This is a genomic window from Streptomyces sp. NPDC014991 (assembly GCF_043080665.1).
GTDB lineage: Bacteria > Actinomycetota > Actinomycetes > Streptomycetales > Streptomycetaceae > Streptomyces.
This window is the reverse complement of the sequence record NZ_JBIBVY010000026.1, coordinates 1-17,851: the sequence shown is the minus strand read 5'-3', so window position 1 is coordinate 17,851 and position 17,851 is coordinate 1. Positions and strand designations below refer to the sequence as shown.

The window sequence follows — 17,851 nt, the reverse complement described above, 5'->3', positions numbered from 1 at the left end:
ATCCGTATGGGCAGGCTATTACCGAAAGCGATGTGTTCGTGACTCGTCTCAGCGGCTCGGGGGACGACCGGCCGGGCGGACCCGGGGACGACGACCCACTGTCCGTCGCATCGGAGATCGCCGACGCCGCGGACGGTCTGGCGAACCTGTGGTCGGTGGCCGCCCAGGGGGCGAGCCTGCGGCTGTCGCCGCACCAGCTGCGCGCCCTGCGGATCCTGGAGTCACAGCCGGGGCTCAATCTCACCGCTCTGGCCGAGGGGATGGAGATAGGGCCACCGACCGCCAGCCGGCTGTGCGACCGACTGGAGGCGGCCGGTCTCCTCGAACGTCTGATGCATCCGCACAGGCGACGTGAGGTGCGGCTGGTCCTCACCGGACCCGGCCGGCACGTGCTCGAAGAGGTGGCCGCGCACAGGTCGCAGGCGCTCGCCGCGGTCCTCGCTGCCATGTCACCCGGCGAGCGGGACGCACTGAGCCGGGGGATGCGGGCGTTCCTGGCCGCCCAGGCCGACACCGGCCGGGGGACCGACGGCCCCGAGCCCTGAATCGCGACACGCCGGATCCGGTGCCGCTCGGCGTCAGGTCCGGGAGCCGTGCCAGTCGAGGCAGACCACGGCGGCGTCGGACGTCAGTTCCTTGCCGCCGTGGTGCTCGATCAGCCCGGAGACGACCGCGCGGGCCGTCTCGTGCGGCGGGGCGGGACGGGTGGCACCGAGGATCAGGCGCAGGGCCTGCTCGCCGAAGAGATCGCCTCCCGCGGAACGGGTGCCGTGCACTCCGCTGCTGACCACGAGCAGCCGGTCGCCGGGCTCGACCTGGAAGGTCTGCTCCTCGTAGACCGTCTCCTCGAACATCCCCAGCGGCATCTGGGCCTCCAGTTCGATCCGCTCCGTGTGGCCGTCGCGCTGGCGGAACAGCTGGGGCGAGCCCGCGTCCACCGCGCGTGCCGCGCCGGTGGCCAGGTCGAACTCCAGCAGCAGGGTGGAGGCGTACATCTTGCCGCCGTGCTGGGCGTAGACGGCCTGGTCGGCGAGGGACGCCTGGTCGGCCAGACCGATGCCGGCGCGGCGGGCGTTGCGCAGGGCACCCACGGTGAGGCTGGTGAGGAGGGAGGCGTCGATGCCCTGCCCCATGCCGTCGGTGACGGTGAGGACGAGGCGGTCGGCGGTGGTGGACCAGTCGAAGTTGTCCCCGCCGATCGCGTAGGCGGGTTCGAGGTGGGCGCCGATGACGTACTCGTCGCGGGCGCAGCCCCGGCCGGGCAGGAGCTGCCACTGCATCTCCGCGGCGAGGGTGAGACGGCGGGTGCGACGGGCCTGGAGATAGAGGTCGGTGTCGCGGCCGGCGGTGGTGACCTCATGACCCAGTGCCGTGGCGAAGCCACTGAGCTGGAGCACGGTGTCCGGGCCGGCGGCCCCCGCCGGCAGGCGTACGGAGAGCACGCCCAGACGGTCGCCGCGCACCGTGATGGGCAGATGCACCAGATGGCCGGCCGGCTCCTGGAGGACCTCGATCACCGGGTTCTGGGTGAGGAAGGCGCTGCCGGCGGGACCGTCGTGGGCGGAAACCGGGGTGCCGGTGTGCGGCAGATGGGACACCGGTTGCAGAACCGTCAGACCGTAGTCGGCGAGAAGGAGGGTCACCTCCTGCGCTCCGACACCCTCGGCGAGGATGCGGCGGGCCGTGGCGACCAGCGCGTGCGGCGCGGCCGCGCGCAGGAGCGCCTCCGCCGACGGGAGCGGTTCAGAAGCTTTCACGGTATCCACCCTCTCGCCTCGTGTCCTTCACGCTACCCCGAGCGGTTCCGCCTCCAGGACGCCGGGTGGGAGACGGGCCCCGGTGCGCCCCCCGCCGCGGCTCCCGTCCGGCCGGCGTCATGGTGTGGCAGATCAGTACGCAGACGTCGTCGTCGCGTTCCGAGTCGTGCAGCAGGGGCTTGAGCAGGGCATCGGCCGCGGCGTCGAGATCGTGTTCCAGTTCGGCGGTGGTCAGCGTGGCCAGCGCCCGGCCAAGACGCTCGATGCCGGGGTCGATGCCCCCCGCCCGGCGTTCGACCAGGCCGTCGGTGTACAGCACCAGGGACGAGCCGGCGGGCAGGTCCGCCCGGTGGTCCGCGTACGCGCAGGGCACGGGGATGCCCAGCATCAAACCGGGCTTGGCGTCCAGCACGCGTACGGTGCCGTCGGCGTCGCGGACCACGGCGGGCGGGTGACCGGCCGACGCCCAGACCACCTCCGGCTCGCCAGGCCGGAAACGGGCGATCATGGCGGTGGCGTACAGCTCCGGTTGCAGGTGCCGGAGCATGCGGTGCAGATGCGTGAGGATGTCGCCGGGGCTGTCGTTCTCGACCGCGTACGCGCGCAGCGCGGTACGCAGCTGGCCCATGACCACGGCGGCGTGCAGACCGTGCCCGGTGACGTCCCCTATGACGGCCAGCAGGCTGCCGTCGGGCTGGAGGAAGGCGTCGTACCAGTCCCCGCCGATGTTCAGGCCCCGGGTGGCGGGGAGGTAGCGCGCTGCCAGCAGCATGCCGGACACGGTGGGCAGGTCGGTCAGCTGAGCGTGTTGCAGGGTCTCGGCGGTGTCGCGGTACTGCTCGTAGCGGCGGGCGTTGTCCAGGGCGACACCGACCCGGCGGGCGAGTTCGACCAGCATCACCGTGGTGTCCGCGTCGAACCGCGGCCCGGGCGCGGTGAGCGTGAGCACCCCCAGCTGACGGTGCGCCACCAGCGGGATGGCCAGCACCGGCCGCCGCGGGGACGGCGCGGAGGGCGGGAGGTCCTCGGTGCCGGGCAGCTCCCCGGGGTGGGCGGCGGCGTGCTGGGGACGGCCGGTGCGGGCGGCGGCCACCGCGGCGGCCGGACGCTCCCGCACGCGGTGCGGGTCCGCGTCGTACTCCTGCTGTTCCCCGTCCTCCTCGTCGAAGAGCCACACGTCGAGGTGCTCAGCGTAGTCCGGCACCAGCATGTCGGAGAGGCGGCGCAGGATGGCCGTACGGCTGAGCGACGCCGTGATGGCGGCGCTGGCGTCCCCGAGGAAGCTCAACAGCCGCCGGGCCCGCTCCGCCTCGGCGCGCGCGGTCCGCTCGGCTTCGAGGAGTTCACGCTGGGCCAGTGCCGCGGCCTCCAGGTCGGAGTGCAGCGCCAGGACGCCCTGGTTGGTCTGGTGCAGTTCCTCCAGGTGCAGCCGGACGAGGCGTTCCTGTTCGTCCAGGACGCCCAGTACGGCCGCGGTGTTCTCGTCGGCGCGCAGCAGGGCCTCGGGCAGCGTCAGGTCGGCGGCCGGGCCGTCCGGGCCGGGCCGGTGCGGCAGGGAGCAGACGAGGGCCGGCTCGTCGTCCGGGCCCGGTACCGGTGAGCCGGCCGGCCGCAGGGAGACCTCGAGCCGGCCCTCCCGTCCGGCCGTGGTCTGCCGGGCGTCGAGCCGGAGTTCCCACGTGCCGCCCTGGCCGAGGCAGCGACGCAGCCGTGCCGTCAAGGACGTCAGTAGGCGGGCGCGGTCGAGCGCCGGCGCGCCGCCGGCCGTGGCGACACGGTCGACGGCCGCGCGGGCCCGGGCCGCGTCGCCGACGGACGCGATCTTCCAGACTTCGGGGGTTGCGGTCATGGACGTCCGTCCGGTGGGTCAGGGGTCAGTACGGCCACACTGCTGTCGTCGCGCGGGGGGCGTGCGGCGCTGCCGGCTTCCCACGGGACGCGGAGCGCCGCCGGCGCGTCCCGGACGCCCGGCCCGTAGGCGAGCGAGGCGCTCCGCGCGCACGGTGTGCTCTCCACGCGGGTGCCGGAGGGGCCGGTGGCGCGGACGGCGATGCGGTCGCCGCTCGCGGGCTCGACGAGTCTGGGCGCCGGCTCGGTGGCGACCGGCGCAGCGACCGCCACGGCATGCGCGTCCGGCGCGGGAAAGCTGCGGGCGCCCTCCACGGCGACGCGGACCTCCGGCACCCTGATGCGGTCCTCGACCGGAGTGTCCCGCACCCTGTTCATGACGCACCTGTGCGGGGAGCGGGCAGGCCTGGGGCCCGGTCGGTGATGGTGACGGTGGTGGCCCCGGTCGGGGCAGGTGCCGAGGGCGCACTCCCGGACGAGCAGCCGGGCCCCGCTCAGGCCGAGGCCCAGGCCGCCCCCGGTGGTGTACCCGTCGGTCATGGCCCGTGCGACGTCCAGGATCGCGGGGCCCGCGTCGACGAAGCGAAGCCGCGGTCCGCGGCGGGCACCGTCCCCGAGCAGCGTCATCTCCACGTGTCCACCGCCCCGTGCGCGAGGGTGTTGCGGGCCGGTTCACCGGCCGCGGTCACCAGCTCCGTCTGCTGGACCCGCCGGGAACCGAGGTCGGCGGTGGCCTGGCGCACCCGCTGGCGCGACTGGGAGAGATCCGCGTCCCCATGGATGGGCAGGCGCGCGGCCGGGAAGAGGGGGGAATGCATCACGCACCCTCCTCCGGGTGACCGGGCGGTCCGGGGGACGTGTGCTTCAGCGGCGACGACGCCCTTCCGGCGTCCAGGGCCGTACCACTGCCGGGCGGCGGGAGCCCCGGCTCGACCAGGGTGCCGGCCACGCCCGGGCGCCTGCCGGCCGGCACGCTCCGCGTGGCCGGCGGGCGCGTGCTCCCGGCGACCTCGGCGGGGACGCGGCCGGAAGGAGTCGACCGTCTCGGTGCCGGAGACGTCGATCACGACACCGCCCACCGGCTCCGGGCCGGACCCGACGCGATGGACGACGTCGTACCGCGGTCGTTCGGCCGCCTCGTCGTGCGGCTCTCCTCGCAGGGTGGCCGGCGGGACGACTCCCGGTGCCGGTACCGGAACCGGCATCGGACCCGGACGGGCGGCGGGCGGGCGGGTCACCGCGGGATCGCTCCCGCGGCCGGGGCCGGAGAGACGACGATGCCCTGCCGGCCGAGCGCGTACGCCAGCGCGTCGGCGAGGTCGGCCCGCGTGATGATCGACCCCAGGTCGATGCCGAGCCGGACGAGGGTCTGCGCGATGACGGGACGGAGACCGGACACGATGCACTCCGCGCCCATCAGACGGGCGGCGGCGACCGTCTTCGTCAGGTGCTGGGCCACGAGCGAGTCGACGGCCGGCACACCGGTGATGTCGAGGATGGCGAACCGGGCCCGCTGGTCCACGATCGCTTCCAGCAGGCTCTCCGTCACCACCTGGCTGCGGGCGCTGTCCAGGGTCCCGATCAGCGGCACGGCGACGACGCCGTCCCACAGCCGGATGACCGGAGTGGCCACCGCAAGCAGCTGCCGGCGCTGCCGCGCGATCAGTTCGTCGCCCGCGCTGACGGCCGTCTCCATGACCACCAGGCCCAGCGTGCTCATCAGGACCGTCAGCGCGAGCCGGCACGCGTGCGCCTGTTCCTCGCCGGGGTCCGCGAACTCGGCGCCCAGCAACGCGATCAGCGGTTCGCGCAGGCCGGCGACCTCACCGGCGATCTGCGACGGGCCGGACCCGGCCCAAGCCCGGGAGGCGGACATCCGGCCGAGCCGCTCTCTCACCGTGCCGAAGCCGCAAGCCCCGATGTCCTCCAGCCGCCCGGTGCGGGCCACCTCGGCCAGGGCGTCCACCACGGCCTTGCACGCCTCGACCGCCTCGCCCCGGGAGACGGGGAAGACGGTACGGAACAGGGCGGCGTCCGCCCATCGCTGGGCCAGCTGCTCGCGGTGCCGTTCCAGGAAGCCGCCCAGCCGCCGCGCCACTTCGGAGGCCGTGTCGTGCTCCGCCACCACCTGCACCGTCTCCCTGCTCCGAGCCCATGCGGCCGGCCGAACGACGAGCCATCAGACAATTATTGCTCTATGGCAAACATTAGCGCGAGCGCAGAAGGGGAACAACACGCGATCGTCACAACCGCGCCGGCGCGCCGGTCACCGGACGGCCGGCCACCCGCGCCGGTCCAGGCGGACGGCCACGGCATCCTCGTCCGGTACGGCCCCACCGCGGTGGCCGGTCAGCTCCCGCAGGACGGCGCACGGCACCTCGGCCGCGGGCAGCAGCCGGGTGGACCGGGTTTCCCGCGACGGTGCCGCACCCCGTACGCCGCCTCCGCGGTCGCTGACGAGGACCAGTCGGGTCGCCGGGCTCGGTCCGGAGGTCCTGGGGCACGTGGTCGGACTCCCCGAACATACCCAGGGGCAGCTGGGCCTCGAAACCGACGTCTTCCGGACGCCGTCACGCAGCCGCCACAGCCGGGGGAGCCCGGGTCCACCACGCCCGCCCGGTGTCCACCGCTCTCGGCGGCCAGGACCGTTCGGTCCATGCGCCGCGCCCGGAGATACGGGTCGGTGTGCCGCTCGGCCACAAGCACCTCCCGCCCCAGCACCTCGGCGATCTCCGCCGGCTCCGGCTCCCGGGCGGCCGGCGTCACCAGCGAGCAGCGTCACGGACAGCACGCCCAGCCGGTCGCCGCGCACACAGACCGGAAGATCCGGAGGTCACCGCATTCCTCGCGGTACGGCGTCTGCGAACCGAAGGCCCCCCGGCCGGCCCGCGGCGCACCGGACCGAGCTTGTGAAGGGGCTGCGACGGTCACCCTGGATCATCTGTGGCCGGCGCGTGCGACTAGTACGCTGACAGGCGCCCCAGTGCCTGCGAGAGTGTGACCGTGACTGCCTTCCGCCGCCGTCCAGAGCCCGATGAGGTCGCGCGTGTGACCACCACGGCCGTCGAGCTGCTGGAAGTCGTGTGGGGCCGCGCCTCCACCGCGCCCACCTCCGCGTCCCAGCTGCGCGTGCTGCACATCCTGGAACACCACGACGGCATCAACCTGCGCACCCTCGCCGAGTCCCTCGCGTCCACCCCGCCGTCCACCAGCCGCCTGTGCGACCGGCTGGTGGCAGCCGGGTTCGTGGAGCGGGCGGTGAGCGCGCAGGACAGGCGTGAGGTGCGGCTGCGTCTCAGCGGCCGGGGCCGGGCGTTCCTCGACGACCTGCGCGGCCGCAGGGAGAGGGAGCTGCGCAAGGTGCTGGCGGACATGCCCGCGGCCAAGCGGACCGCGCTGCTGGAGGGGCTGGAGGCGTTCTGCGTCACCGCGGCGACGCAGATACTGGACGACGACGCCCCGGGCTCCGGCAGCCGAACCGCCTGAACCGCCCCTGGCGGCCTCACCGCCACCCTCGCCCGCCGGCACGCGGAGCGCTGAGTACCTCCGCCCGACGGGGCACGCCCCGTCCTTCCGCGGTGTCCGTCCGACGTCGTCCCCTTGCTGCAGGTCCCCCGGCCGCCCTCCGCGCCAGGTCAGGTGTGGGACAACGCGAAGGAGACCAGGAAGCCGCAGACGGTGACCAGCCCGATCGCCAGGTGCGCTTCCTGGAACGCCTCGGGAATCATCGTGTCGGCGACCATGGCCAGAATCGCCCCGGCGGCCACGGCCGTCACGGCCGCGATCACCGCTACCGACAGGCCACCGACCACGGCGTAGCCGAGCACCGCGGACAGGGCGCTGGCCGCGGCGATCGCTCCCCACACCCCGAAGACGTAACCCTTGCCGCGCCCGGCCTGCTTCATCCCGGCGGCACTCGACAGCCCCTCGGGAATGTTGCTGATGAACACCGCCGCCACCGTGACCAGGCTGACCGCGCCGCCGTCGAGCAGACTGACCCCGATCACCGCAGACTCGGGCACACCGTCCAGCAGCGCGCCCAGCGCCAGGGCCAGACCCGATCCGCTCTGCTGTTCCTCCGACGGCTGTACCTGGTCCCTGTGATGGCCCGACCGTTTGCGATGGCGGGCGCCACGGTGTGCCAGCCACACGTTGCCCAACGTGTAGGCCGCCGCACCGGCCAGCGTTCCGACGGCCGCCGGCGCCAGCCCGCCCTGCTCGTACGCCTCGCCGATCAACTCGAAGGAGACGGCCGACAACAGCACGCCGGCGCCGAAGGCCATCACCAGCGCGATGACCTTCTGCGGCACGCGCAACGCGTACCCGCAGGCCGCGCCCAGCAGCAGGGCACAGCCCGCCAGCAATCCCCATCCACCTGCTTGAATCACTTCTGGCATGGGCCACGTATACCCGGACGGCCCCCGATCAGCGCGTGTCCGCCCCCCCCGCCACCGTCATCGCCACGCCCGGAACGAGGACCGCCGTCACGGCCGGATGACGGCCCGCACACAGCCGTCGACCTTGGGCGGGCCGGGCAACGGCCCGCCGGGGGAGACGTCAGACCCGCTCCAGGCGCCGGTGCGGCCCGCTGGGAAGCTCCACTCGGATCGCGTCGCCCGGCCGCACCGCACCGCCCTCCCTCACGACGCTCATGATCCCGGCCTTGAGTACGACGTGCCCGGCCTCGTCGCGGCCGACGACCCGCTTCAGCAGCCCGTCCTGGAAGCGGTCGATCTGCCGGCACGGGTTGCGCAGGCCGGTCACCTCCAGCACCGCCTCGTCGCCGACGCGCAGCAGCGTGCCGACCGGCAGGCCCAGCAGATCGATGCCGCTGGTGGTGATGTTCTCGCCGAGGTCACCGGGTGCCACCTGGAATCCCTCCGTACCGACCTCGGCGAACAACTCCTCATGGATGAGGTGGACCTGACGAAGATTCGGCTGGGTGGGATCCTGGGCGACCCGCGAGCGGTGCTTGACCGTCACGCCGGCATGTACGTCGCCCTCCACACCGAGCCCGGCGAGCAGTGTGATGCTGTCCCGGTTCGGCTTGGTGAACGAATACTCGCCGTTGCTGCTGACCGCCGTCACTGTCCCGCTCATCCTCGGGGCCCCCTCCTCGATGACAATCCTCAGCCATGACTCTAACGCCGGTCGCAGGCCGCTCACCGGAGTGGGGCCGGCGTGCCCAGGTGCCGCCGGCCGGCGCGAGCGGGACGGGGGGCGTCCGCTCAGCTCACCAGGCGTGCGACATGCACTCGCTCCCGGCCCGTGGCACCGCCTGGAACGGCCCTCGGCGCCGAACTCACCGGCGCACTCAGGCTCTTTGCGGAGCACTGGCCCGGTGCCGGAACCCCGGGCCGCTGCCGGCCGTCCGGCGTCCGTCTCAGCCTGATACGCCCAGCCCCGGGGTCCACGGCACCAGGTCCGCCATCACGGCGGACGGCAGCGACGGGTTCGCGGCTGCCGCTTCCACCACCCGCCAGTCGTCGTCGGCGAGCAGCCCGACGATGACCTGCAGGGGCAGAGCCGGGTGGCCGGCGGCTACGGGCCGTGCCCGCCCGTCCGCCAGACAGGCGAGCAGTGCCGGGCCGGCGGCGTGGGGATGCCGGGCGACCTCTCGCAGAACCTTCCACACCGGTGGCACGAGTCGGGTCAGGTCCTCCAGCAGCGCGGCCGGTGCGTCCGGATTCGCCGCCACGCCGGCCGCGACCCGGACACCGTGGCGCTCGACCATGGCCCGTAGCTGAGTCTCCGAGAGCCCCGGGTGCCGCGCGATGGACTTGACCACCTTCGCGTCGGGGTCGGCGGCCAGCGCGTCCCGGATCTCGGCCGGCAGATCACGCCGTGCGGCCAGGAGCATCCGCACCGTCGGATCGGACGACGTGGACAGCTGCGCGACCTCGGCCGGGGTGGCGGCAGCGATGCGCGGCAGCAAGGTCGGGCCGATCCTGACGGTGGCGGCCAGACGGGAGAGGACATCGAGCGGCACGCGGGGATTGTGGGCCGTCCTGCGCTGCACGTCGTGGCCACGGTCGGCAGCCAGCACACGCAGTACGGCCTCGCTGATCGCCGGGTTCTCCGCGAGGTCGGCGCGCACACCGGACGCGGGGTCACCGGCCAGCCGGGCAGCCACCTTCGGCGGCAGGTCGGGGCGGGCGGCGAGCTCAGAACGCAGCAGCATCGAAGGGTGTTCGGCGAACCGCAGGAGAGACTCGACAGGCGTGGCGGGGTTCCGCAACGCCTCCTCGGCCGTCTCGTGAACGGTGGACTCGTGGGAACCGTCGCACGAGGCGCCGGCCCGAAGATCGCAGTCGAGCCTCGGGCACTGCCGGTCGTGCGTGTAGGGCGTCTCCTCGCTGTCGCACACCAGGCACCGCTCCACCGGAGGGAGCCCCTCGCCGGTGACCAGCATCGCCAGCACCTCCGGTGGCGTCGCCTCATTGGCCGCCACCGCGCGGCGGACCTCCGCGTGCGGGTGCCGCGCGAGACGGGCCGCCTGATCCGCGGTGGTCCGCGACGCGAGTTCCGCGACGACGTGTACGTCCGGATCCGCGGCGAGCGTCTCCCGTACATCGTCCGGAAGGCCGGGACAGGCGGCCAGCTTCGCCCTGCGCTCGACGTCCGCGTCCCGGGCGAACAGCCGAGCCCAGTCCGGGTCGCCGGAATCCTCGTCGAGCAGGGCGAGCGCGGCCTGCGGCTGTGTGACGGGGTCGATGTCAGCGGCGGTCAGCAGGCCCTCGTACGCGAGTCGCACAGCGCTCTGCGGGACCCGCGCGGCCAGGTCCACCGCCTGCTCACGACTGAGGTCGGCGCGGTCGGCGAGGGCTTCGGCGATGTCCGGGTCGGCGACCGCGATCAGGCGTCCGACCAGCTCGGAGGGCAGAGCCGTGTTGACGGCGAGCCCGCACAGTACATGGTTCACGAGAAGACATACTGACCCGACCGCCGACCGAACGGCCCACGGTTTTCGGCACCGCGAGCCGTACTCCGCCGGCGACCGCCGAGCGCGTGCTGCGTCACGTGCCGTGCCGGCAGGCTTCCTGACCGGCCTCCGGTGTGCCGGAGGAGAAGTCGTACACGGCCCAGTCGGTGACCGGGACGAAACCGATGCGCTGGTAGAGGGCGTTGCTGGTGGGGTTGGCCGGGTCCGCGAAGAGCACGACGTCCGTCGCACCCGCGGCCGGCGCGGCCCTGCTCACCTCGACGGTCACGGCACCCGCGTAACCGCGCCCCCGGAGGTGAGCCGGGGTGTACACCGGTTCCACCCGGACCATGCCGGCCACCATCGACGTCGCGGCAGCCATGGAGACGGGCGTGCCGTCCGGAGTCTCCCAGAAGGTGAAATGCCGGTCGGCGAAGCGCGAGCCGGCCCAGGAGTCGGCGTCCACAGCGGGGACCTCCCCGACGGTGTCGACGAACTCGCCGCACCAGCGCACGAGTCGCTCGTGGTCCTGCTCGCCCGGGGTGCGACCCCGGCCCTCCGGGACCGGCTGCGGTGGCGTGAGCGTGCCGAGACGGTACAGACGGATCCGCGTGCCGAGTTTCGGTGCTGCGCCCGTGCGCCGCTGCCATGCCTCGGCGAAGGCGGTGGCGCTGTCGTGGTCCCCGCTGACACCGGGGACGGGGCGACCGAGGCCGGCCAGGCGAACGGTGAGCAGGTCGGCCTGCTCTCGGCTGACGGGGGTGAGGCTCAGGAGAGCGGACGGGGTGCGCTGGTAGAAGGTGGCGCGAACCGCGCCCCCTGGCTCCTCCAGTCGGCCGAACACAGGTGCCTCGGTGCCGCACCCGGCCGCCCCGTTCGCGCGCAGCTTCTCGGTCACCGTCAGCGGCATGGTGTGCAGGGCGGGGCGCGAGCGCAGGAAGCCTCCGGCGCGGGCGAGGAAGTCGTCGACGTCATCGGTGAGGTGCCAGTCATCCGGGCGCATACCGCATGATCCCCGATGTACCCGACTCGGGGGAGGCCTCGCCCGGGATCGAGTCGTGCCGCGGGCCGGTCCGACCTGACGCGGGCGACATGGAGCAACCGGGGGAGCGGCTGAGCCGCCCCCGCATGCGAACCGACTGAGGCGTCCATAGCCTGGTGGTGCTCGGGGCACCTGCGAAAGGACAGCCATGCCCCGAACGATCTGGTCCGGCGCGATCTCCTTCGGTCTGGTCACGGTGCCGATCAACGTGGTCAGCGCCACCGAGGATCACAGCATCCGGTTCCACCAGTACCACCTGCCCGACCAGGGCCGGGTCCGCTACCGCAAGGTGTGCGAGCTGGAGGACCGCGAGGTCGCCCAGGAGGAGATCGGCAAGGGATACGAGCTGACCAAGACCATGGTCATCCCCATCACGGACGAGGACCTGAGCAACCTGCCGCTGCCGACCGCGAAGGCGATCGAGATCGACGCGTTCGTGCCGCTCGACTCGGTGGATCCGATCCGGATCGCCGAGGGCTACTACCTCCAGCCGGCCGGCCAGGTCGCGGCCAAGCCGTACAAGCTGCTCGTCAAGGCACTCACCCGTTCGGCCAAGGTGGCCGTCGCGAAGTACGCCTGGTCCGGCCGGGAGCGGCTGGGACTGCTGCGGGTACGCGACGGCGTCCTGGTCCTGCACGCCATGCGCTGGCCCGACGAGATCCGCGAGCCCACCGAGCTGCTGCCGCCCCCCGTGGAGGTGTCCGAGGGCGAGATCGAGGGCGCGCTCGCCCTCATGGACACCATGACCGTCGACAAGCTCGAAGGTGAGGAGTTCCAGGACCGGTACACCGAGGCCATCGCGCGGATCATCGAGGCCAAGCGCGAGGACAAGCCGCTACCGGAAGCACCGGCGCCGGAGCAGCCGGCCCAGGTACTGGACCTGATGGCGGCGTTGCAGGAGTCGGTACAGAAGGCCAAGGCGTCCCGTACCGGGGAGGCGGGTCCGGCCGACGTGCACGAGCTTCCCACGCCGAAGAAGAAGACGGCCGCGAAGAAGCAGCCGGCCAAGAAGGCAGCGGCGAAAAAGGCCGCGGCCAGGAAACCGGCCGGACGCCGGCCGAGAAGCGCGTGACCGCATGCGCATCCGCGAGCCGGGCCGGTGGCGAGGGCCCCACCGCACATGACCGGTCCCGGCCGCTACCACCTGCGGCTGTCCGCCGAGGGCAGAGGGGTGCAGCACGGCTGGTGGGGCCGCGAGGAGACCGCACGGGACAAGTTCCGGCGCTGGGTCGGCGAGTACGGCGGCATGCCCGGCGCACGCGTCACCCTCACGGACGAGGAGACCGGCGACGTGCTGGCCGCCTGGCCCGACCCGCCGTAGGCCACGCGGCCACAGCCCGCTCGGCCCAGGCGCACCGCACCGCCTGAACCTGCGAGATCAGTAACGCTGCGCCTTGGCGAGAACGGGCGTCAGCTTCGGCTCCGGCGGCTGATGACTGAACGCGATCGGCTGTTTCCTCTCCCCGGGCTTCAGGTGTTCCGCGCCCACGTACCGTGTCTCGACGACCTTCCCGGATGCGTTCCTGAAGTCGATCTGCACGGCGTACGAGGCTTCGCTGCCGGTCTTGTTGGTGATTTTGACCAGGACAGCGAGCACTCCGCCGGTCTGTGCTTTCGGCATCCCCGTCATGGCGACCTCGGAGAGTGCGTTTCCCCGGCCCTCGACATCTTTCAGCGCCTTCTGCGCTGTCGTGCTCCTGCGCTGGGTCTCGGCGTCCACGGATGCCTCGAACTCGGAGGCCCGAGCCGAGGCCGACGACGCCGCGGCAGAGGCGGCGGCACGGGCAGAGCTGATCGCCGACGAGGCGGCGGACGCCAGTGCCGACGGCGGTGTTCCGGAGAACGACGACGCATTCGGCGTACGGGGAGCGCTCGCCGGGGCCGAGGAACCGGCGTCCTGACCACTCCCGCCGCCACAACCCGCGAGCCCGCCCGCGAGCACAAGGACGCCAAGGGCACTCCCCGGGGCGATCCGGCGCCGGGCCCTTCCAGAACCTCTGAGTCGACTCACCGACATGCTGCCGTCCAAGGGTAGATGTTCCCGTCGCCCCATCCTCGGCGCCGACCCCACCACTCGCGACTCCGAACCGTCCGGCCGGGGCGCGGCCATGACCCACCCGCACCGGCGCCGACGGCGACACCTGACGCACCCCGTCCGTCACCGCCGGCCGCTGCCAGACCCGGCGCGGTGGACGAATTCGGTTGCGGCGGGGCCGGTGAGCCCGGTGAGGTGTTGCTGTGGACGGTGCGGCGCAGCAGGCGCAGCAGGCCAGGACGGGAAGTGTCCGCAGCGGCACGACGCGACCGCCCCCGTCCTCGGCGCAGTGAGCGGCTTCTCCCCGAGCGCGGTCACCGCGCTGCTCGTGGCGTTCGGTGGTGCGTGTCCGGCCGGGGTGAGCAGCACCGGGGCGCTGCTGGACCGCTGTCCGCGGGCCGCGCTGACCACTGCCGTAGCCACGCAGGCGGCGGGCATGCTCGGCCTGTACGCGACCGGCACCGACCCCGTGGCCGCGGTGGTGTTCCTGGTGCTGATGGGCGGGGCGCTCGGGCCCGTGTTCATGGCCACCCAGAACGTGATGCTGCACTGCGCACCGGGCCGCACGGATGTCGCACTCGCGGCGAACTCCGGTGCCTACAACGCGGGAATCGCGACAGGAGCCATGCTCGGCGCCCTGGTCCTGTCGCTCGCCGACGTGCGCGGCACCTTCCTCGCCGGCGGCCTGCTGACCGCCGGGGCCTGCGCGGTGCTGTCCTACGCCGGGCTACGGAGAATCTCCCGGATGACGTACCGGGCGTTGGCCGAAATGATCGGATTGGTCGTCCGGTAGTACGGCAGCTGGATGACCGCCATGGACAGCGCCCAGCCCCGGCTGCGCGCCCAGGTCGCGTCGTCCACGTCCACCGCCTCGCGGTACGCCCGCCGCGCCGCGGCGGGCAGCAGGTTCCACGCCGGGATGAGGTCGGTGGCCGGCTCGCCCATGCCCACGGTGCCGAAGTCGATGACCGCCGAGACGCGGTCGCCGGTGAGCAGCAGATTGCTCGGCATCAGGTCGGAGTGGGTCCAGCAGGCCGGGCCCGTCCACCGTGGTGCCGCGAGCGCCTCCTCCCAGGCGGCGGTGATCTCGGCGGCGTCGAAGGGTTCGTCGGTGCGGCGCAACGCCTCGATCGACGCCCGCATCTCCTGATCCTCGGCGATCAGCGGCTCGCCCCGGTGCGCGGGCGGACCACCGGGAAGATCGATCTTGCGGAAGGCGACCGCGAACTCCGCGAGGTCACGGGCGACGAGTCCGGGTTCGGCCAGGTCACCCTCCACCGGGTTGCGCCCTTCGATCCACCGGTGCACCGACCAGGCCAGGGGGTACCCCTCGCCCGGGGCACCGGTCGCCACCACCTCCGGGATCGGCAGCGGCAGCAGCGGGGCCAGCCGTGGCAGCAATCGTGCCTCCAGTGCGATGACCGCGCCGCCGCCGGCGCGCAGCGGCAGCCGGACGGTGAGGTCCTCCCCGAGCCGGTAGATCGCGTTGACCGTGCCTCCGGAGGCGAGCCGGGAGACCGGCAGGTCGGCCCACTGGGGGAACTGGGCGCGCAGCAGCCTGCGGACCAGCCCGGCGTCGGTCTCCGTCTCGTCCGCGTGCATCGTGCCCACCTGCCCACCACATCCCTGGGTTCCTGCCGGGATCCTCGCACAGCCGGACCACGGCCCGAGGCCCCTTTTCCGGCAGCCTCCTCGGTCCGGCTGAGCCCTGCGATCTGGTCACTTCCGCCAGAAGAGGTGGTGCGTCACGCCGCTCGGGCTGGGGACGACGTCCAGGTGGAACCGGTCGAGCAGCTCATCGGGTGACTCCCAGAGTCGTAGTCCCGACCCGAGCTTCACCGGTGAGACCGCCACATGCATGGTGTCGACGAGGCCGGCGTCGAGGAACTGCCGGATGGTGGTGACCCCGCCGCCCAGCCGGACGTCCTTGCCCTGCGCCGCCTCCCGCGCCCGCTGGAGGACCGCGGCCGGTTCGCCGTCGAGGAAGTGGAACGTGGTGTCGGAGAGCGTGAACGAAGGACGCTCGTAGTGGGTCATGACGAACACCGGGGTGTGGAACGGGGGTTCGTCCCCCCACCAGCCACGCCACTCGTCGTCGCGCCAGGGCCCGCGCTGAGGCCCGAACTTGTTGCGTCCCATGATCTCGGCACCGATGTTGCGTGCGTAGTCCCGTGTGAAGTAGTCGTCGAGACCCCGGCTGCCCCCGGGATCGGTGCGCATGGGCCAGCTCGCCGTGGCGCCGGCCCACGCGAACAGCTTCCCGGGATCGACGTGTCCGAACGGACGCTCAAGGGTCTGGTCCGCACCCGCACCGATGCCGTCGCTCGACACGTTGAAATTCTGGACTCTCAGCAGCTGAGGCACGTGTTCCTCCTTCGGTGGTGATGACGGTGATGAGACTCCCCGGTCCGCGGAAACTCATCGCCGCCCCTCACGGCCGTCGGCGCCGCGCTGCGCAACGGTACCCGCCGGCCGTCCGCCCCGCGGCCGGCCGGGTACATCGAGAGCGTCGGCCACGACGCCGACCCGACCCCGGCCGGCTCACCGAGTGCCACGGAGCCGACGGCTCAGGCGACGACGACGCGGCTGGGACAGGCCGTCACCGCGGCCGAAGGCCCAGTACGAGGTCACGTGGAAGGCCGTAGGTGTCGTGGAGATGGTGGAAGTCCTCCTCGCTGAGCGGCCTCCGGAACCGCGGTCGGGCCAGTACCTGCCGGCCGCGCTCCAGTAGCCGGCCGAAACGGTGCTCCTCGTCCAGCAGCACGCGGCGCACGACGTCCGGATCCTCGTCCTGCCGGAAGTGGTCCAGGGTGTGCCGAACCAGCTCGTCCGGCAGGTCTCCGAGGCCGCGCGACGGATCGTCCCGCCGGAGCACGGTGAGCACCCGCCGCAGGAGACGGCGCAGTACGTAGCCGCGGCCGGTGCCGGCCGGGCGGACCCCGTCGCCGATCATCACAATGGCTGAACGCACGTGGTCGCAGACCAACCGTAGTGATACTTCGTCCAGCTGCCACAGGGCCGGCACCAGGCGCCGCCAGGGATCGAAGACGTCGCACTCGAACACCGACGTCCGGCCCTGCAACAGCGAGGCCAGCCGTTCCAGGCCGAGTCCGGTGTCGACGTTGCGCTGGGGGAGTGGCACGAGTGAACCGTCGGCGAGCCGCCGGTAGCGCATCATCACGTGATTCCACACCTCCACCCAGCGCTCGTCCTTCGTGGGCGTCGACTCCGGCGGGGTGTCGCCGGTCCACAGGAAGATCTCCGAGTCGGGGCCGCACGGGCCGGTCGGTCCGTTCGACCACCAGTTGTCCTCGACGGTGAGTTCCACCGGCACCCCACGTCCCTCCCACAGCTCCAGCGAGGCAGTGTCCGGACCGGTCTGGTCGTCGCCACCGAAGACCGTGACATGCAGCAGGCCCGGATCGATGCCGAAGCCCTCGGTGAGCAGACCGTAGCCCCAGCCGAGGCTCGACGGGCCCTCGTAGTCACCGAGCGACCAGGTCCCGAGCATCTCGAAGACGGTCAGATGGGTGTCGTCGCCGATCTCGTCGAGGTCCGTGGTGCGCAGACACCGCTGCACGTTGACCAGCCTCCTGCCGAGAGGGTGCGGGCGCCCCTCCAGGTAGGGGGTGAGCGGGTGCATGCCCGAGGTGGTGAACAGTACGGAGTCTCCCGGCGGCGACAGCAGAGTCGAGCCGGTGATCCGGCGGTGGCCGCGGTCCTCGAAGTACTCGAGGAACGTTCGTACGATTCGGTCGGTGTTCACGGGGTGGCTCCTTCGCGTGTGCAGCGGGGGAGGCACCGGACAACGCGTCCGCACGGGCATCGGAACCGAGGCGGGAGAACGCCGAGGAACCACCGGCAGACCGTGTCCGGTCGCCGGTGGGACTGGTACGTCAGGCGGCGGCAACCGGCGAGCTGGTCGCTCGCGCGGTCGCGGTGATGCTTCGGCCCATGACGTTCATGGCAGCGAAGGTACCGCGTCCCGTCTTCCCGGGCACCCGATTTCCTTGCCGCCCGGACGCAGCGGCGAAGCCCGCTGTCCGAAGCACTTGGTGTGCACCACGACCGGCCGGCACCGAATGCCGTCATCGGCGATCACTGACCGGCCGGATACACGGGAGCAAGGACGAGCGGACCAGGAGGTGACGCGCTAGGTGTGTTGTCCCGGGACGTTGGTGACACGCGGGCTGGGTGCTTGAACAGGTGAGGGCCTTCTGGGTTCGGTGTGGATTGCGACATCTGCA

At 72.6% G+C, this 17,851-nt stretch carries 17 protein-coding genes and 2 pseudogenes; 5 read left to right on the top strand and 14 right to left on the bottom strand.

Translation table 11 applies throughout. The annotated features are described in order from the left end of the window. Nucleotides 1–38: 38 nt before the first annotated feature. On the top strand, nt 39–545 hold the full coding sequence (locus ACF1BE_RS30285; protein ID WP_392202196.1) for a MarR family winged helix-turn-helix transcriptional regulator: 507 nt from the start codon (nt 39–41) through the stop codon (nt 543–545). Nucleotides 546–578: 33 nt separating this feature from the next. Here the strand turns inward: ACF1BE_RS30285 and ACF1BE_RS30280 are convergent, their stop codons facing one another. From ACF1BE_RS30280 to ACF1BE_RS30255, 6 genes and pseudogenes are all read right to left on the bottom strand, one after another. After that, complete coding sequence (locus ACF1BE_RS30280; protein ID WP_392202195.1) at nt 579–1,766, bottom strand: PP2C family protein-serine/threonine phosphatase; 1,188 nt, start codon at nt 1,764–1,766, stop codon at nt 579–581. Beyond that, nucleotides 1,744–3,606 (bottom strand): PP2C family protein-serine/threonine phosphatase, encoded by a 1,863-nt coding sequence (locus tag ACF1BE_RS30275; RefSeq protein WP_392202194.1) that lies wholly within the window; start codon nt 3,604–3,606, stop codon nt 1,744–1,746. Before ACF1BE_RS30275 ends, ACF1BE_RS30280 begins: the two co-directional genes overlap by 23 nt. After that, nucleotides 3,603–3,983, bottom strand: coding sequence for a hypothetical protein (locus ACF1BE_RS30270; RefSeq protein ID WP_392202193.1), 381 nt, complete (start codon nt 3,981–3,983; stop codon nt 3,603–3,605). Before ACF1BE_RS30270 ends, ACF1BE_RS30275 begins: the two co-directional genes overlap by 4 nt. Continuing rightward, nucleotides 3,980–4,423: pseudogene (locus ACF1BE_RS30265) on the bottom strand (anti-sigma regulatory factor). Before ACF1BE_RS30265 ends, ACF1BE_RS30270 begins: the two are co-directional and overlap by 4 nt. 416 nt (nt 4,424–4,839) lie before the next feature. Beyond that, entirely contained in the window at nt 4,840–5,730 is an 891-nt protein-coding gene (locus ACF1BE_RS30260) for an STAS domain-containing protein (protein ID WP_392202192.1), read from the bottom strand. A 141-nt stretch (nt 5,731–5,871) separates the two neighbouring features. Continuing rightward, a pseudogene (locus ACF1BE_RS30255) lies at nt 5,872–6,491 on the bottom strand (SpoIIE family protein phosphatase); the annotation flags it as partial. Nucleotides 6,492–6,653: 162 nt separating this feature from the next. On the opposite strand from ACF1BE_RS30255, the gene ACF1BE_RS30250 reads away from it, so the two are divergent. Continuing rightward, on the top strand, nt 6,654–7,091 hold the full coding sequence (locus tag ACF1BE_RS30250; protein ID WP_392202191.1) for a MarR family winged helix-turn-helix transcriptional regulator: 438 nt from the start codon (nt 6,654–6,656) through the stop codon (nt 7,089–7,091). 149 nt (nt 7,092–7,240) lie between these two features. On the opposite strand, the gene ACF1BE_RS30245 is transcribed toward ACF1BE_RS30250, so the two are convergent. From ACF1BE_RS30245 to ACF1BE_RS30230, 4 genes are all read right to left on the bottom strand, one after another. Next, on the bottom strand, nt 7,241–8,002 hold the full coding sequence (locus ACF1BE_RS30245; protein WP_392202190.1) for a ZIP family metal transporter: 762 nt from the start codon (nt 8,000–8,002) through the stop codon (nt 7,241–7,243). 160 nt (nt 8,003–8,162) lie between these two features. Continuing rightward, nucleotides 8,163–8,705, bottom strand: a complete 543-nt coding sequence (locus ACF1BE_RS30240; RefSeq protein ID WP_392202189.1) for an MOSC domain-containing protein — start codon at nt 8,703–8,705, stop codon at nt 8,163–8,165. 283 nt (nt 8,706–8,988) lie between these two features. Continuing rightward, nucleotides 8,989–10,527 (bottom strand): hypothetical protein, encoded by a 1,539-nt coding sequence (locus ACF1BE_RS30235; protein ID WP_392202188.1) that lies wholly within the window; start codon nt 10,525–10,527, stop codon nt 8,989–8,991. Nucleotides 10,528–10,621: 94 nt separating this feature from the next. Further along, the gene (locus ACF1BE_RS30230; RefSeq protein WP_392202187.1) at nt 10,622–11,530 is read right to left on the bottom strand and encodes a GNAT family N-acetyltransferase; all 909 of its coding nucleotides are present in this window, start codon (nt 11,528–11,530) and stop codon (nt 10,622–10,624) included. 187 nt (nt 11,531–11,717) lie between these two features. Here ACF1BE_RS30230 and ACF1BE_RS30225 point away from each other — a divergent pair, with 187 nt between their 5' ends. Together ACF1BE_RS30225 and ACF1BE_RS30220 are read left to right on the top strand one after the other, a co-directional pair. Beyond that, entirely contained in the window at nt 11,718–12,641 is a 924-nt protein-coding gene (locus tag ACF1BE_RS30225; protein ID WP_392202186.1) for a Ku protein, read from the top strand. A 48-nt stretch (nt 12,642–12,689) separates the two neighbouring features. After that, nucleotides 12,690–12,890: a hypothetical protein gene (locus ACF1BE_RS30220; protein ID WP_392202185.1), complete on the top strand. Its 201-nt coding sequence runs from the start codon at nt 12,690–12,692 to the stop codon at nt 12,888–12,890. 57 nt (nt 12,891–12,947) lie between these two features. Here the strand turns inward: ACF1BE_RS30220 and ACF1BE_RS30215 are convergent, their stop codons facing one another. Further along, complete coding sequence (locus ACF1BE_RS30215; protein ID WP_392202184.1) at nt 12,948–13,289, bottom strand: hypothetical protein; 342 nt, start codon at nt 13,287–13,289, stop codon at nt 12,948–12,950. Nucleotides 13,290–13,893: 604 nt separating this feature from the next. On the opposite strand from ACF1BE_RS30215, the gene ACF1BE_RS30210 reads away from it, so the two are divergent. After that, complete coding sequence (locus tag ACF1BE_RS30210) at nt 13,894–14,397, top strand: MFS transporter (protein WP_392202183.1); 504 nt, start codon at nt 13,894–13,896, stop codon at nt 14,395–14,397. Here the strand turns inward: ACF1BE_RS30210 and ACF1BE_RS30205 are convergent. From ACF1BE_RS30205 to ACF1BE_RS30195, 3 genes are all read right to left on the bottom strand, one after another. Then, entirely contained in the window at nt 14,322–15,206 is an 885-nt protein-coding gene (locus ACF1BE_RS30205) for an aminoglycoside phosphotransferase family protein (protein WP_392202182.1), read from the bottom strand. The genes ACF1BE_RS30210 and ACF1BE_RS30205 overlap by 76 nt on opposite strands. A gap of 117 nt (nt 15,207–15,323) precedes the next feature. Continuing rightward, nucleotides 15,324–15,968, bottom strand: a complete 645-nt coding sequence (locus tag ACF1BE_RS30200) for a dihydrofolate reductase family protein (RefSeq protein ID WP_392202181.1) — start codon at nt 15,966–15,968, stop codon at nt 15,324–15,326. A gap of 235 nt (nt 15,969–16,203) precedes the next feature. Further along, nucleotides 16,204–17,370 carry an alanine--tRNA ligase-related protein gene (locus tag ACF1BE_RS30195; protein WP_392202180.1) on the bottom strand — a complete coding sequence of 389 codons (1,167 nt, stop codon included), beginning with the start codon at nt 17,368–17,370 and terminating at the stop codon, nt 16,204–16,206. Nucleotides 17,371–17,851: the final 481 nt, after the last annotated feature.

Excerpts from the sequence above, each read along its gene's own strand:
- ACF1BE_RS30275 (WP_392202194.1), bottom strand. The coding sequence starts at position 3,606 with ATGACCGCAACCCCCGAAGTCTGGAAGATCGCGTCCGTCGGCGACGCG.
- ACF1BE_RS30270 (WP_392202193.1), bottom strand. The coding sequence starts at position 3,983 with ATGAACAGGGTGCGGGACACTCCGGTCGAGGACCGCATCAGGGTGCCG.
- ACF1BE_RS30245 (WP_392202190.1), bottom strand. The coding sequence starts at position 8,002 with ATGCCAGAAGTGATTCAAGCAGGTGGATGGGGATTGCTGGCGGGCTGT.
- ACF1BE_RS30240 (WP_392202189.1), bottom strand. The coding sequence starts at position 8,705 with ATGAGCGGGACAGTGACGGCGGTCAGCAGCAACGGCGAGTATTCGTTC.
- ACF1BE_RS30230 (WP_392202187.1), bottom strand. The coding sequence starts at position 11,530 with ATGCGCCCGGATGACTGGCACCTCACCGATGACGTCGACGACTTCCTC.
- ACF1BE_RS30225 (WP_392202186.1), top strand. The coding sequence starts at position 11,718 with ATGCCCCGAACGATCTGGTCCGGCGCGATCTCCTTCGGTCTGGTCACG.
- ACF1BE_RS30220 (WP_392202185.1), top strand. The coding sequence starts at position 12,690 with ATGACCGGTCCCGGCCGCTACCACCTGCGGCTGTCCGCCGAGGGCAGA.
- ACF1BE_RS30205 (WP_392202182.1), bottom strand. The coding sequence starts at position 15,206 with ATGCACGCGGACGAGACGGAGACCGACGCCGGGCTGGTCCGCAGGCTG.